This window comes from Pseudomonas viridiflava (genome assembly GCF_900602065.1).
GTDB lineage: Bacteria > Pseudomonadota > Gammaproteobacteria > Pseudomonadales > Pseudomonadaceae > Aquipseudomonas.
The window spans coordinates 562,728-576,481 of sequence record NZ_UWFN01000285.1 but is presented as its reverse complement, the minus strand read 5'-3'; the positions used below and the strand labels follow the sequence as shown (position 1 = coordinate 576,481).

The window sequence follows — 13,754 nt, the reverse complement described above, 5'->3', positions numbered from 1 at the left end:
GAATTTATTCGCGAATACGTTATTTCAGACGACAGATATGTACCTGACGTACCGGCCTCTTCGCGAATGAATTCGCTCCCACAGGGTTGGCTTGCAACCCGTTTTCTTACTTCAAATTCCCGCTCAGAAACTGCTGCAGCCGCTCGCTTTTCGGATTGCCCAATACCTCATCCGGATGCCCGGACTCTTCGATCTGGCCCTGATGCAGGAATACGATCTGGTTGGCGACTTTGCGGGCGAAGCTCATCTCGTGGGTCACCATGATCATGGTTCGACCTTCTTCGGCCAGGCCTTGAATCACCTTGAGTACTTCACCGACCAGTTCCGGGTCGAGTGCCGAAGTCGGCTCGTCGAACAGCATGATCTCGGGCTCCATTGCCAGCGCACGGGCAATGGCCACACGCTGCTGCTGACCGCCGGAAAGGAAGGCCGGGTATTGGTCCGCGACGCGTTCCGGCAAGCCAACCTTGTCCAGGTACTTGCGGGCGCGAGCCTCAGCTTCTTCCTTGGAAACACCCAGCACCCGGCGCGGTGCCATGGTGATGTTTTCCAGGACAGTCATGTGGGCCCACAGGTTGAAGTGCTGGAACACCATGGCCAGGCGGGTGCGGATGCTTTGCAGCTCGTCCGGGTCAGCGACACGCATATGGCCTTTATCGCTGACCATGCGCACCTGCTTGCCGTCCAGGCTCATGGCGCCATCGTTCGGCTGTTCGAGGAAGTTGATGCAGCGCAGGAACGTGCTTTTGCCGGAGCCGCTGGCGCCGATCAGGCAGATGACATCGCCGCTGCTGGCTTTGAGCGAAACACCTTTGAGTACTTTGTTATCGCCGTAGCTTTTGTGCAGGCCATCGATGGTCAGTTTGTACATGACAAGCAAGTCCTCAAGGAGAAAGTAGGTAGCCGCTACGGTAGGCTTCGGTGCCTGCGACGTGAGCGATGACCATGCCGGCGGTGGCCATGCGGCGTAACGAGCGCGCATAGAGCAGGCCGGAATTGAGCGTGTGGATCGGCATGACAGCGTCGCTGATCGGGTCAATGACTTCCGCGATCAACTGGCCCGCCTCGACGAATTCGCCGGGCTGGGCACAGAACACCAGTAGCCCGCCAACGGGCGTGGCCACCGGTTCAACCGCCGCCAGTGGCGTGGCCGGGTAAAGCAATTCGGGGGCGACCGAGACGTCACCGCCAATGGCGCCGAAATGAATCAGGTAGTTGATCAGTGCCTGGCAGTCGCGGCTGGCCAAGGCGTGATTGACATCGCCTTGGCCACGCAACTCCAGGGTCACGGAAAAGCTGCCCATGGGAATCGCGAAGCGATCACCAAAGCGCTGCTGCAATTGCCACCAGACCAGCGTGAAGCACTCATCGAATGACTGGCCACCGGAGTCAGTCGCCAACAGGCTGGCCTGGGCACCGAGGTAGCGTGAAAGCATTTCCACCTGCGGCCAGGCTTCAGGCGTGGTGTACAGGTGCTCGACGGACTCGAAGTCGCAATGCAGGTCCAGCACCATATCTGCATCACATGCCAGACGCTGTAGCGTGAGACGTTGCGATTGCAGTTGCGTGGCTGCTGGCTGGGCTTGAAGCGCTTTGTTCAGGCTGCGGCGGATCAACTGGACGTTATGCTGAGGGTCTTCATTGAGTTGTGCTTCAACGTCGTCACCCACGACTACGCCAAGGTCGGCAAACCAGCGGTTGAAGTTCTGTCCGCTTTCCAGTTCGTAGCGGCCCAGCGGAACGTCCATCAGGACCTGTTCCAGGCCGATAGGGTTGGCGACCGGCACGACGACGATTTCACCGAGCAGCAAACCTGCGTTTTCCAGTTCGCTCAAACGCTGCTTGAGGTACCAGGCGACCAGCATGCCCGGCAGCTCGTCGGCATGCAGCGATGCCTGGATGTAGATTTTGCAGGCGCCGTCTTGCGGACCGTAGTGAAAACTGTGGATCTGCCGCGCAGTGCCTGGCACCGGCGCCAGCAGATCGTGGGTGTCATGACGCATGGGCAGGTCCTAGTGAGTCGGGCCGAGAAAGGCCAGCCAGCGACGTTCGGCAAGACGGAACAGGCCGACCAGAATGAACGTGACGCACAGGTAAATAATGGCGGCGATGCCGAACGACTGAAACGTCATGAACGTGGCCGAGTTGGCATCCCGAGCGACCTTGAGAATGTCCGGCACAGTGGCAGTGAAGGCCACCGTGGTCGAGTGCAGCATCAGAATCACTTCGTTGCTGTAGAACGGCAGCGAGCGGCGCAGGGCCGATGGCATGATCACGTATGCGTAAAGCTTCCAGCCGGTCAGCCCGTAGGCTTTGGCGGCTTCGACTTCGCCGTGGTTCATGCTGCGGATCGAACCGGCGAAAATCTCGGTGGTGTACGCGCAAGTATTCAGGGCGAACGCGAGGATTGTGCAGTTCATCGCATCGCGAAAGAACGAATCCAGAAGTGGCTGGGCACGCACCGCTTCAAGGCTGTAGATGCCGGTGTAGCAAATCAGCAACTGTATATAGAGGGGCGTGCCGCGGAACAGGTAGGTGTAGAACTGCACCGGCCAGCGTACCCAACGATTGCCCGATACGCGGGCTATGGACAGCGGAATCGAGACCAGAAAACCGATAGCGATCGAGGCGCTGAGCAACCACATAGTCATGGCCAGCCCGGTGATGTGCACGCCATCGCTATAGAGGAAGGGGCGCCAGTACTCCTGAAGCAATTCGATCATCGTTGAGCCTCCCGGCTGCCTGCGGAATATCGACGTTCCGCCCAACGCAGGGCAAAGTTTGAAGCGCTGGTGATCAGCAGATAGATCAATGCAGCAAGGACCAGGAAATAAAACAGTTGGTAGGTGCTTTTGCCTGCGTCCTGCGCGGCCTTGACCAGGTCAGCCAGGCCAATGATCGACACCAGTGCGGTGGCCTTGAGTAGCACCTGCCAGTTGTTGCCGATGCCCGGCAAAGCGAAGCGCATCATTTGCGGGAATACCACGTAGCGAAAACGCTGTGCGCGACTGAGGCCGTAGGCGGTGGCTGCTTCGACCTGACCGCGCGGGACGGAAAGAATCGCGCCACGGAAAGTTTCAGTGAAGTAAGCACCATAGATGAAGCCCAGCGTGATGACGCCCGCGCTGAAAGGGTCGATTTCGATGTAGTCCCATTCCATTGCGTCGGTCAGCTGACTCAGCCAGGTTTGCAGGCTGTAGAAAATCAGCAACATCAACACAAGGTCGGGAACACCACGAATCAGGGTGGTGTAGAGCTGCGCCGGCATCCGCACGATAGCGGCGCCCGACAGTTTTGCACTGGCGCCGATCAGGCCGAGCACAATGCTCACCAGCAGCGACAGCAGCGATAATTTAACGGTCATCCACGTGCCTTCGAGCAGCAAAGGGCCGAAGCCTTTGAGGCTGAAAGACGAGAGTCCGAGGGTGTGCAGCAGTGTTTCGAACATGGGTAAAGCCTTTGACGGTCAATAAAACAAAACGCCCATGGAAATCGGCGGTGGATCATCGCCGAAATCCATGGGCGTCGGGGTGTTATTTACCGCTATACAGATTCAGATCGCCGAAGTGCTTCTTCTGGATCTCGGCATATTTGCCGTCGTCGTGTAACGCTTTGATACCTTTATCCAGCAGTGCCTTGAGCTCTTTGTTACCTTTCGCGATACCGATCGCGGTTTTTGAAGGCAGCAATTCGCTGTCTACAGGCTCGCTGACTTCGTAATCAGCACCTTGTGGCGACTTGAGGAAGCCCAGTTCGGCCTGCAGCATGTCCTGGATCGACGCATCAAGACGACCGGAAGTCAGGTCAGCATAAACCTGGTCCTGGTTCTGGTAGGCCTGGGTTTTCACGCCAGCCTTGTCCAGCACAGCCTTGGCGTAAGCTTCCTGAATGGTGCCTTGCTCGTAGCCAACGGTCTTGCCTTTCAGGCTAGCCGGGTCGGCGGTCAGGCCTGCACCTTTTTTGAACACCAGCGACGTTGGGCCGGAGAACAGTTCGTTGGAGAAGTCGATAACCTTCTCACGTGCCGGAGTCACGGTCATCGACGAGATAACGCCGTCGAATTTGCGGGCCTTCAGGCCAGGAATCATGCCGTCGAAATCGCTTTCAACCCATTTGCATTTAACTTTCAGCTCGGCGCAGATAGCGTTGCCCAAGTCGATGTCGAAGCCTACCAGGCTGCCGTCAGCGGCTTTTGATTCGAAAGGTGCATAAGAAGGATCCACGCCAAAACGCAGTTCCTTATATTCCTTGGCCATTGCATTACCAGCGGCCAGACAAACGGCCAATGCAGAGAGGGTCAGCCATGCTTTTTTCATCGTTCAGTCCTTAAAACCAAATTGAGCGTTGGGAACACGCGAGGCTTGCTACCGGCGGGTGCCAGACCCTTGAAAGTAGCAATTTCCGAACCAAAGATACGAACGTGCGTTTTAAATGTACGGAGTTGTCGCAATGTTGACTGACGACTTTAAGGTCGCTCCCTGTAGGAGTGAGCTTGCTCGCGATAGCGTCGTGCCAGCAGCATTGAACTTCAACTGGACCCCCAATCGCGAGCAAGCTCACTCCTACAGAAGGTGGCGTCCTGCTCCAACAAGGTGCGCAGCTGTTTTGATGACCCAAAAAAGGGCGGAATCCTACCCCAACAGGTCCTGCAACGTCGACAGGCTATCGGCTTCGGCCACAGATTTATCCTGCCGCCAGCGCAACATGCGCGGGAAACGTACTGCGATGCCGCTCTTGTGGCGCTTCGAGAGTGCGATGCCCTCGAAGCCCAGTTCAAACACGAGGCTTGGGGTAACACTGCTGACCGGGCCAAACTTCTCGATCGTGGTCTTGCGCACAATGGCGTCGACCTTGCGCATTTCTTCGTCAGTCAGCCCTGAATAGGCTTTAGCGAATGGCACCAGTGTGCGCTCGCTTTGTTCGGGCGGACCGTCCCACACCGCGAAAGTGTAGTCGCTGTACAGGCTGGCACGCCTGCCATGGCCGCGCTGTGCGTAGATCAGCACGGCGTCGACGCTGAACGGGTCGACCTTCCACTTCCACCAGACGCCCATGTCTTTGGTTCGGCCGACGCCATACAGCGATTCACGTGCTTTGAGCATCATGCCTTCCACGCCGAGACTGCGGGAGGCTTCGCGCTGCACACTCAGGTCTTGCCAGTCTTTGCCATTGATGACTGGGGAGGGCAGCAGCACCGGGCTTTGGCTGGCTTCGATCACTTTTTCCAGCTGTGTACGCCGCTCCTGTTGCGGACGGCTGCGCCAGTCATGGCCCTGCCATTCCAGCAAGTCGTAAGCGAGCACCACCACCGGCACTTCTTCGAGGATTTTCTTGCCCAGCGTTTTACGACCGATGCGTTGCTGGAGCAGGGCGAAAGGCTGTACAGACGGTTGCGCCGTTGCAAGGGAGGGCGGGGAATCCGCGCTCAGGGCAAACTGCTTATCGGGCGAGAGAGGCTGCTCCGCCGGTTTCCAGACCACGATTTCGCCATCGACGACGGTGCCGTCCGGCAGGCTCTGGGCCAGGCTGTGCAATTCAGGAAACCGGTCGGTTACCAGTTCTTCACCGCGAGACCAGATCCACAAGCGACCTTCGCGTTTCACCAACTGCGCGCGAATGCCGTCCCATTTCCATTCCACCTGCCAGTTATCCACCGACCCCAGCAGCGTTTCAAACTGATCCACCGGCTGCTGCAGGGCATGGGCAAGAAAGAATGGATAAGGCTGGCCGCCGCGCTGCGCATGCTCGTCCTCCGACTCTGCCGCGATCAGTTTGAGAAAGCCCTCGGCACTGGGACGATGGGACAGGTCGGTGTAACCCACCAGTCGTTGTGCCACCCGCTTGCTGTCGATGTCAGCCATGGCCGCGAGAGCGCGAGTGACCAGCAGCTTCGACACCCCGACCCGAAAACTGCCGGTAATCAGTTTGATACAAACCATCAGGCTGACCCGATCCAGCTGCGACCAGAACGTCGGTAGCCGCTCGACCAGTTCTTCAGGCGGAAGTCCCCGCAGCGGTAACAACTTTTCCTCCATCCACACCGCGAGGCCATCATCGGAACTGTGCTCGGCTTCGGGTAACAGCAACGCCAGGGTTTCTGCCAGGTCACCCACCGCCTGATAGCTCTCTTCGAATAGCCATTCCGGCAGCTTGCCAAGGCTCATGGCCTGTTCTCGCAGCAGCTTGGTGGGCACCAGTTGGCGCGGCCGCCCGCCCGACAGGAAGTACACGGCCCATGCAGCGTCCGGCGGTGGAGCAATGGTGAAGTAGTCCCGCATGGCGGCGAGTTTGGCGTTGCTCGACGTAGTGGCATCCAGCTTTGAATACAGCTCGGCGAAGGCTTTCATGCAGAAGCCTCGTCTGGTTTTGCGTCTGAAGTGGCCGGATCTTCCTCGTCTCCGTATTCGGTGACGAAGCCTTGGGCATCCAGACCGGACTCGCGCAGGTAGCGCACCAGCACAGCCACTGAGCCGTGGGTCACCATGACCCGCTCGGCGCCGGTCTGCTCGATTGCCCACAGCAATCCCGGCCAGTCGGCGTGATCGGACAGCACGAAGCCCCGATCCACACCCCGGCGCCTGCGAGTTCCGCGCAGCATCATCCAGCCGCTGGCGAACGCATCGCTGAACTCCCCAAAGCGTTTCATCCACGAGCTGCCACCGGCTGACGGCGGTGCGAGGATCAAGGCTTGACGCAACGCCGGATCGTTTTTCTGGAAATCACCCGCGTATTGCGTGTTGGGGATTCGCACCCCGGCGTCCCGATAAACCCGGTTCAAGGGTTCGACTGCACCATGGACCAGAATCGGGCCTAGCTGAGGATCAATGCCGTGCAGGATGCGTTGCGCCTTGCCGAAGGAATAGGCGAACAGCACGCTGGCTTTGCCAACAGCCGTGTTGGCGCGCCACCAGTCATTGATGCCAGCGAAGATTTCCGACTGCGGTTGCCAGCGATAGATAGGCAAGCCAAATGTCGATTCAGTGATGAACGTATGGCAACGCACCGGTTCGAACGGCGCACAGGTGCCATCCGGCTCGACTTTGTAATCGCCGGACGCGACCCAGACTTCGCCTTTGTACTCCAGCCGCACCTGCGCCGAACCCAGCACATGTCCCGCTGGATGCAGGCTCAGTTTTACGCCGTGGTGCAGCAGGGTTTCGCCGTATGCCAGGGTTTGCAGGTTGATGTCCTGCCCTAGCCGCGAACGCAGAATGCCTTCGCCGGGCGCCGCGGCCAGATAGTGTTCGTTACCGGTTCGCGCATGATCGCCGTGGCCATGGGTGATGACTGAGCGTTCAACAGGGCGCCAGGGATCAATATAGAAATCGCCGGGCGGGCAATACAAACCTTCGGGACGCGCGATAACAAGATCCATGGAATAACCGACTGGATGGGCTTGTTAGTTATGAGGGCAGGGCGGGGGAGGAAGTTCGAAGAACCTGAAGCTGATTGGTGCAACCCTGTAGGAGCTGCCGAAGGCTGCGATCGCGGTGTGTCAGGAAGATCGCAATCGCAGCCTTCGGCAGCTCCTACAGGGGTATTTATTCTACTTCCCTGGCACCAGCGTCAGGCGTTTGCTGCCATAAGCCCGCTCGTAGTTCTGTGTTTGCAGCGGAATGGTCTGGTATTGCGCCTTGAGCCAAGGCTCCATGCTGTTGGTGTAATACGGGCTGGCCGGGTTGCCGGACTGACCGATGTTGATCAGGCTCAGCATCGGTTCAGCCTGGCCGAAGTCGATGATCATGCGCATGCTCGGCACCGCCTGGCTGTCGAAGTTCTGACCCCATGGATACGCCGCGATGTTCAGCGTGTTGTGGTCGCCCCCTGTTGCACTTGGGCCACGATTGAAACTGTTGGCCGCGAAGTCGCTGCTCTGCAGAGTCGAGCGGTGCAACTTGCCCCATTGCCAGGCTTTGCGATCAGCGCCCATCAGGTTGTCACCGGCAGTGATTGCTGCCGCCAGGCTGCGGGCCAGAATCGCGGGCTTGTCTTCTTTCTGCGGGGTTTTCGCGTCATCCCAATACGGACTGTCTTCGCGGCCCAGCAAGTGGTCGGCCTGGGCCGAGTACGACAGGCTGGCGTTCTGCACCAGCGCTTTCCACGCCGGGCTGCCTTCCGGGCCAAGTTCGTCAAGGAAGATCTGTTTGGTGCTTTCCTGCAGGAACAGCTCATAAAGAGCGGCATCAGCAGAGGTCGGGGTGAGCTTGCCGTCGAACGCCATCAACCGGGTAAACGCTTCCCTGGCCTTGCTGCGTTCGGCTTCGGGCAAGGCGTCGATGGCCTGTTTCAGCGGTTTGACCATGCCCGGCGCTTCAAACATTTTTCTCAGCTTGGCGGCGAAAGTCGTGCTCTGGTCGTATTGCATGGCAATGACGCTGCGGGTGTCCTGCTTGCCACTGTTGGCCAGTTCGGCAATACGCTCGGCGCGCTCGGGGGCTTTCCACGAGTTGGACAACTGCATGCCGTAACCCTTGGGGAAGGTGCGCTGGTTGGCAGTAGCGATCCAGCCTTGCTGCGGGTTTTGATCATAAGGGTGCAGCATTGAGTCAGCGAAGCCGTCCCAGTCGTAACGGCTTTCCCAGCCCGGCGAAGGCAGCAGGCCCAAGCCTTCACGGCGGTTCGGATAGCGTCCGGTGACTTGCCAGGCGACGTTCGAGGCATCTGCGAACACCATGTTCAGCGCGATGGCGCGGATTTCACGGCTGGCATCAAACGCCTTGTCGACATTTGGCGCACGGGACAGATCGAAGAACGCGTCCAGACTCTTGTCGTCTTTGAAGTCCGGGGTTTGCATCGCCAGACCCAGGCTGTTGTTCAACTGACCCTCACTCGGGTTGCTGTTGAGCAGCGCGCCGTGTCGGGTTTCGTAAACGGTTTCGCGGACGGGGCGGCCGCCTTTGATGATAAAGGTTTCTTCGTGGGCAGCAGCGGGCAGCCATTTGCCATCGGCCAGATACATGAGGCGATTATTTTCGCGTTTCAGTTTTTCCAGGAACAGGTCCTGGTTGTCGCCCATGACCGAGGCCATCGACCAGCCCAGCTTGCCGTTGAAGCCACTGAGGATCAGCGGCAGACCGGCAACCGTAGCGCCAGCGGCCTGATATTTCGGGGCGCGGATTTGTACGAAACTCCACGCGGAGTTCAATCCGGCAGGCAATTGCACGTCGTTAGCCAGCAAGCTTTTACCCGTGCGGCTGCGTTGCGGCGCAATCCCCCAGTTACTGGAGGCGGCGATCCCCAACATGTTCAGGTCAGTCAATTGTCGGGCGACATTGTTCAGGCCGCTAAGGCCAGGTACCTGTCCGCCAAGGTTAAGCCCCTTGAGCTTGTCGGCTTCGGAAAAAGGCAGTTCCTCATCCGGATAGGTCGGGACCAGCCAGGCCAGTTTGTCGACCCCGACTTTCTGCGCCAGTACCAGTGCGGACAGCTCTTCTTGCAGGTTCGCCGACTGGCTGAAATTCAGCAGGCTGAAGATCAGCGCCGAGTCCTCAGGCTTCCAGTAGTCCGGGCGATAGCCGGAGCTGGCCAGATCGGCTGGCAACTTGTCGCGGTAGCGGAACAGGTAGGCGTTGACGCCGCGGGCGTACACCTCAAAGAAACGCTGCAAACGTGGGGTTGAGGCGCTATAGAGCTCGCTGGCGCTTTTTTTCAGGTTCGCGGCGCGCATCAATCGGTCGATATCCAGTGCGCCCGGGCCTGCCATTTCGGACAGTCGACCTTGGGCCAGCAGGCGCATGGTCAACATCTGTGTGATGCGATCACTGGCGTGTACATAACCCAGAGTAAACAGTGCATCGTGGAAGGTGCTGCTTTCTATCAGCGGCATGCCGAGGTTGGTGCGCCGCAGGGAAACGTTTTGGGCCAGGCCCTTGACCGCAACAGTGCCGGAGGCGGGCAGCAGCGAGTCGCTGTCGCCACCGCCCAACTGGCAGCCTGCAAGACTCAACAAACCCACCGTAGCGGCGGCAGCACCGAACCGGTTTACGACTTTGGAACGGGCTGGTGAGGCCATGGCAAAACTCCTGCGGGGGCTTAACGTATAAAAGGCGCTACGTTAGAGAGCGGGCAAGCACTGCGCAAGCGGGTGGAGGGAGTTTATTTCAGGATTTTTCAAGGTGACTGATCAACGCGCAGATCGTGTGAACAATGCAATTCGTGTGGGACCGGATTTATCCGGGAAGGCGGCAGTAAACTCACAGGCCTCTTCGCTGGTTGTAACGGCCTCTTCGCGAATGAATTCGCTCCCACAGGTTGGGGATGAACTCAGGTTTGCATTGGACCTGTGGGACCGGATTTATCCGGGAAGGCGGCAGTAAACTCACAGGCCTCTTCGCTGGTTGTAGCGGCCTCTTCGCGAATGAGTTCGCTCCCACAGGTTGGAGGTTGGCGATGAACTCAGGTTTGCATTGGACCTGTGGGACCGAATTCATTCGGGAAGGCGGTATTTCAGGCAGTACTTATATTGGCATCTTCGCGAACAAGCTCACTCTTACAGGGGAGGGCGGTGATGCTTATGCCTGCGGTGGATTCACCTGATCAACCAGCGCGTACGCCCGCTTGGTTGCTTCGCGATCACTGACTGCATCGAACCAGCGCTTGAGATGTGGGAAGTCATCAAGGTTCTGCTCCTGCCAGGTATGACGCGCGATCCACGGATAGATCGCCATGTCGGCAATGCTGTATTCATTACCCGCGACGAACTCGCGGTCCGCCACACGCTTGTCCAGCACGCCATACAGCCGGGCGGTTTCATCGACGTAGCGCTTGATCGCGTAAGGAATCTTTTCCTTGGCGAAGCGGTTGAAGTGATGGTTCTGACCCGCCATCGGCCCCAGCCCACCCATTTGCCAGAATAGCCATTGCAGCGTTTCTTGTCGGCCGCGCAGGTCCATGGGGATGAACTGGCCGGTTTTTTCAGCCAGATACAGCAGGATTGCCCCGGATTCAAACAGGCTGACCGGCTCACCGCCATCGGCAGGCGCGTGGTCAACGATGGCCGGGATGCGGTTGTTCGGAGAGATTTTCAGGAACTCGGGTTTGAACTGATCGTTCTGGCCGATATTGACCGGGAAGATCTTGTACGGCAGACCGGCCTCCTCAAGAAACATCGACACTTTGTGGCCGTTGGGTGTGGTCCAGTAATGCAAATCGATCATCAGGAATTCCATTGAATGGCACGGAAGGCCTGTTTTACTCCCTCATGCAGTGACCACACAAATGAAAACGGCCTGCAATGCAGGCCGTTCGAGTATCACAGTCAGCTTACGCGCCGTGGCACTTCTTGAATTTCTTGTCGCTGCCGCATGGGCAAGGATCGTTGCGGCCAACGTCCTTCAACGCGTTGCGTACCGGCTCCTGATGGGCATGGCCGCAGTTTGGACCGTGGACATGTCCATGCTGGTGGTCGTGGTGGGCGTGGCCATGATCGTCATGATCGTGGTTGCAATCTGGGCCATGCACATGGGCTTGCTGGTTCATCGGGGTTACTCCGGAATAAAATCGCCGGGCATTATCTCGCCGTTGCGTCCAATACGCACGTTATGCCGAAACAAAAAGCCGGTCTTGAGTTTGCCTTCGAGCCGATACTGGATCGGCTGATCGGTTTTTTTCAACATTTTCGCGATCTGCTTCAAGTCCTTCCAGAGATTGGTCCGTATTGGCACCACGAAGTTTCTGCGGCTTTGGCCATCGACCACGAACCAGTCGGTGGACTCGCCTTCAGCCAGCACAAGGTCATTGAGCATGATTTTGTAGCGCAGGCTGCGCACCAGCATGCTGCGATCATTCGGGTTTTCTACGCGAAAGCGCAGTTTGAAATCCTGCTGCAGCAGCTTGGCCTTGACCACCTCGACTTTGAGCAAGTGCACCTGAGGGTCCTGATAGTCGCTGACGCGTACCGATGAACAACCGTTCAGCATCGACAGCAGCAGGCCAAGGCTCAGGACTCGTATGACGTGCGCCTGTGAAAACATCTTCGTGCTCCATGTGAAGCCATAGTTTGACAAAGCGACTGCCCATTCCTTTTTCATAAAGCTGCGGCATACTTCTCGCACGTGTACCCAGAGTATGACCAATGAAGCTGTATGAAATTATATTCAGTGGCCAACTGGTCCCCGGCGCCCAACTGGAAAAGGTTCAGGCCAATCTGGGCAAGCTGTTCCACAGCGACGCGCAACGGCTGGAGCTGTTGTTCAGCGGGCGTCGACTGGTGCTGAAAAACAATCTCGACGGCGAGGCGGCAGAAAAATATCGTTCGACCCTGGAGCGCGCCGGAGCGTTGGTCGAAGTGTTGGAAATGCCGTCGTCCAGGCCTGAGCCAGACGCCGGAGCGGGTTCCATTGCTGCTCCACGGCCCGGCCGATTACAGATTACTCCTCGCGACGTATACATGGCTGCTTTCGTGGCGGTCGATGCTCCGGATCTTGAAGTGTGCGAGGTGGGTAGCGATATGCAGGACGTCAAACCCGCACTGGTTGGGCCGTCACTGGACCTGTCCGGACTGAGCCTCGCACCAGCAGGCAGTGAACTGGGGCAGTTGCCGAGCGTTCACTGCGGAGCTGTTCCTGACATTTCACATCTTTCGCTGGAATAGCTGCCACGGCTTCAGCTCATGTAGCTGGCGCAGCATTTCTTGTATTTCTGTTCACTGCCGCAAGGGCAGGCGTCATTGCGTCCGGCCTTCAGGCCGGCAGTTGGATCGATGAAGTACCAGCGGCCCTGATTCTGTACGAAAGACGAGCGCTCACGGTGGCTGTGTTCACCGCTGCCGTCATGCCAGCGGGCGGTGAATGTGACGAAGGCGTGCTCGGGTTTGCCACCAAATACTTCCGAGCTTTCCACTTCCAGTCCCAGCCACGTGCTTTGCAGGCTCCACTGCGTGATTGAGTCGCGATCCAGGCCTGCTTTCTGCACCGGCAATGTGGTATCGAGCAAGTAGTCGATGAGCCCCAGAACATAGGCGCTGTAGCGTGAACGCATCAGTTTCTCCGCGCAGGGCGCGGGTTGGCCTGCGTGAAACGGACCGCAACAGGCGGCTAACAGATCCCCGCTACCGCAGGGGCAAATCGCGCTATTCATGACTTACCACCAGTATTTGCCAAAGTTCTCCGGGTTGGCCCAGAACCTTGCGTTGAGCCAGTCGGGCACTTGTTTGTATTCGCGTAAATCGTAGGTATACAGCGTCAGCACCTGTTCATCACGGGCAAATCGTTCGCTGGCCTGCAGCGCCAGAGAGTAGAAGTCCGTGTCTTTCCAGCCGCAAGCCTGCAGGTCGGCCAGTACCGCAATGCGACTGGCGTTGAGGTTGCGAATGCCGCCAAGCAACTCCAGACCTTCGCGCTTGTTGATGTGCTCCAGGCAATCGACTATCAGGGCCAGGTCGAACCGCTGCGCGGCCAGTTCTGCCGGCAATAGGCCGGGTTTGGCATGGGCAAGCAGCGTTTCGGGGTGGGCTTGCTGGAATGCCTGTAACGCAGGGAACGCCTCGGCACCGATCAACAGCAGGCGTTTGGGGGCCTGCAAATCGAGCAGGGCGGCCAGTGCTTGCTGCGGCGTGCGCGTGGAAAAGCCTTCGCTCATCAATAATCCTCTCTATGGCCTGCAAGACTAGCGTGTGGCGAGGCATGGGCCTAGCCCGTGGCATTTCTGCAGGAGCTGCCGAAGGCTGCGAAATCGGTGTGTCAGGTAGATGGGATCGCAGCCTTCGGCAGCTCCTGCGGAGATTTTATTTGCCTGCAAGATCGGGCAACCCCAAT

Annotated in this window: 14 protein-coding genes; 1 reads left to right on the top strand and 13 read right to left on the bottom strand. The window is 58.3% G+C overall.

Annotated elements, in window-relative coordinates; all coding sequences use genetic code 11:
* Window positions 1-106: 106 nt before the first annotated feature.
* The 11 genes from EE949_RS20955 to EE949_RS20905 form a co-directional block, all read right to left on the bottom strand.
* On the bottom strand, window positions 107-871 hold the full coding sequence (locus tag EE949_RS20955) for an ABC transporter ATP-binding protein (RefSeq protein ID WP_099270375.1): 765 nt from the start codon (window positions 869-871) through the stop codon (window positions 107-109).
* A 13-nt stretch (window positions 872-884) separates the two neighbouring features.
* The gene (locus EE949_RS20950; RefSeq protein ID WP_122666026.1) at window positions 885-2,003 is read right to left on the bottom strand and encodes a succinylglutamate desuccinylase/aspartoacylase family protein; all 1,119 of its coding nucleotides are present in this window, start codon (window positions 2,001-2,003) and stop codon (window positions 885-887) included.
* Window positions 2,004-2,012: 9 nt separating this feature from the next.
* Window positions 2,013-2,723, bottom strand: coding sequence for an ABC transporter permease (locus EE949_RS20945; protein ID WP_122666025.1), 711 nt, complete (start codon window positions 2,721-2,723; stop codon window positions 2,013-2,015).
* The gene (locus EE949_RS20940) at window positions 2,720-3,448 is read right to left on the bottom strand and encodes an ABC transporter permease (RefSeq protein WP_122666024.1); all 729 of its coding nucleotides are present in this window, start codon (window positions 3,446-3,448) and stop codon (window positions 2,720-2,722) included. Before EE949_RS20940 ends, EE949_RS20945 begins: the two co-directional genes overlap by 4 nt.
* An 85-nt stretch (window positions 3,449-3,533) precedes the next feature.
* Window positions 3,534-4,316 carry a transporter substrate-binding domain-containing protein gene (locus EE949_RS20935; protein WP_122666023.1) on the bottom strand — a complete coding sequence of 261 codons (783 nt, stop codon included), beginning with the start codon at window positions 4,314-4,316 and terminating at the stop codon, window positions 3,534-3,536.
* A 315-nt stretch (window positions 4,317-4,631) separates the two neighbouring features.
* Window positions 4,632-6,347, bottom strand: coding sequence for an ATP-dependent DNA ligase (locus tag EE949_RS20930; protein ID WP_122666022.1), 1,716 nt, complete (start codon window positions 6,345-6,347; stop codon window positions 4,632-4,634).
* Entirely contained in the window at window positions 6,344-7,375 is a 1,032-nt protein-coding gene (locus EE949_RS20925; protein ID WP_122666021.1) for a ligase-associated DNA damage response exonuclease, read from the bottom strand. Before EE949_RS20925 ends, EE949_RS20930 begins: the two co-directional genes overlap by 4 nt.
* A gap of 171 nt (window positions 7,376-7,546) precedes the next feature.
* A complete protein-coding gene (locus EE949_RS20920) occupies window positions 7,547-10,012 on the bottom strand; it encodes a penicillin acylase family protein (RefSeq protein WP_122666020.1) in 2,466 nt (821 codons plus the stop codon).
* Between the two features lie 499 nt (window positions 10,013-10,511).
* A complete protein-coding gene (locus EE949_RS20915; protein WP_122666141.1) occupies window positions 10,512-11,156 on the bottom strand; it encodes a glutathione binding-like protein in 645 nt (214 codons plus the stop codon).
* Between the two features lie 106 nt (window positions 11,157-11,262).
* A complete protein-coding gene (locus EE949_RS20910; protein ID WP_087269191.1) occupies window positions 11,263-11,478 on the bottom strand; it encodes an SEC-C metal-binding domain-containing protein in 216 nt (71 codons plus the stop codon).
* Window positions 11,479-11,483: 5 nt separating this feature from the next.
* The gene (locus EE949_RS20905) at window positions 11,484-11,972 is read right to left on the bottom strand and encodes an LEA type 2 family protein (RefSeq protein ID WP_122666019.1); all 489 of its coding nucleotides are present in this window, start codon (window positions 11,970-11,972) and stop codon (window positions 11,484-11,486) included.
* Window positions 11,973-12,073: 101 nt separating this feature from the next.
* On the opposite strand from EE949_RS20905, the gene EE949_RS20900 reads away from it, so the two are divergent.
* The gene (locus tag EE949_RS20900; RefSeq protein WP_122666018.1) at window positions 12,074-12,592 is read left to right on the top strand and encodes a hypothetical protein; all 519 of its coding nucleotides are present in this window, start codon (window positions 12,074-12,076) and stop codon (window positions 12,590-12,592) included.
* A gap of 11 nt (window positions 12,593-12,603) precedes the next feature.
* Here EE949_RS20900 and EE949_RS20895 read toward each other — a convergent pair whose 3' ends face one another.
* A complete protein-coding gene (locus tag EE949_RS20895; protein ID WP_122666017.1) occupies window positions 12,604-13,077 on the bottom strand; it encodes a YchJ family protein in 474 nt (157 codons plus the stop codon).
* Between the two features lie 3 nt (window positions 13,078-13,080).
* On the bottom strand, window positions 13,081-13,578 hold the full coding sequence (locus tag EE949_RS20890) for a DUF6231 family protein (RefSeq protein ID WP_122666016.1): 498 nt from the start codon (window positions 13,576-13,578) through the stop codon (window positions 13,081-13,083).
* Between the last annotated feature and the right edge of the window lie 176 nt (window positions 13,579-13,754).

Bases quoted from the DNA above. Each gene is read 5' to 3' on its own strand.
- EE949_RS20955 (WP_099270375.1), bottom strand. From the start codon at position 871: ATGTACAAACTGACCATCGATGGCCTGCACAAAAGCTACGGCGATAAC.
- EE949_RS20950 (WP_122666026.1), bottom strand. From the start codon at position 2,003: ATGCGTCATGACACCCACGATCTGCTGGCGCCGGTGCCAGGCACTGCG.
- EE949_RS20945 (WP_122666025.1), bottom strand. From the start codon at position 2,723: ATGATCGAATTGCTTCAGGAGTACTGGCGCCCCTTCCTCTATAGCGAT.
- EE949_RS20940 (WP_122666024.1), bottom strand. From the start codon at position 3,448: ATGTTCGAAACACTGCTGCACACCCTCGGACTCTCGTCTTTCAGCCTC.
- EE949_RS20935 (WP_122666023.1), bottom strand. From the start codon at position 4,316: ATGAAAAAAGCATGGCTGACCCTCTCTGCATTGGCCGTTTGTCTGGCC.
- EE949_RS20930 (WP_122666022.1), bottom strand. From the start codon at position 6,347: ATGAAAGCCTTCGCCGAGCTGTATTCAAAGCTGGATGCCACTACGTCG.
- EE949_RS20925 (WP_122666021.1), bottom strand. From the start codon at position 7,375: ATGGATCTTGTTATCGCGCGTCCCGAAGGTTTGTATTGCCCGCCCGGC.
- EE949_RS20920 (WP_122666020.1), bottom strand. From the start codon at position 10,012: ATGGCCTCACCAGCCCGTTCCAAAGTCGTAAACCGGTTCGGTGCTGCC.
- EE949_RS20915 (WP_122666141.1), bottom strand. From the start codon at position 11,156: ATGATCGATTTGCATTACTGGACCACACCCAACGGCCACAAAGTGTCG.
- EE949_RS20910 (WP_087269191.1), bottom strand. From the start codon at position 11,478: ATGAACCAGCAAGCCCATGTGCATGGCCCAGATTGCAACCACGATCAT.
- EE949_RS20905 (WP_122666019.1), bottom strand. From the start codon at position 11,972: ATGTTTTCACAGGCGCACGTCATACGAGTCCTGAGCCTTGGCCTGCTG.
- EE949_RS20900 (WP_122666018.1), top strand. From the start codon at position 12,074: ATGAAGCTGTATGAAATTATATTCAGTGGCCAACTGGTCCCCGGCGCC.
- EE949_RS20895 (WP_122666017.1), bottom strand. From the start codon at position 13,077: ATGAATAGCGCGATTTGCCCCTGCGGTAGCGGGGATCTGTTAGCCGCC.
- EE949_RS20890 (WP_122666016.1), bottom strand. From the start codon at position 13,578: ATGAGCGAAGGCTTTTCCACGCGCACGCCGCAGCAAGCACTGGCCGCC.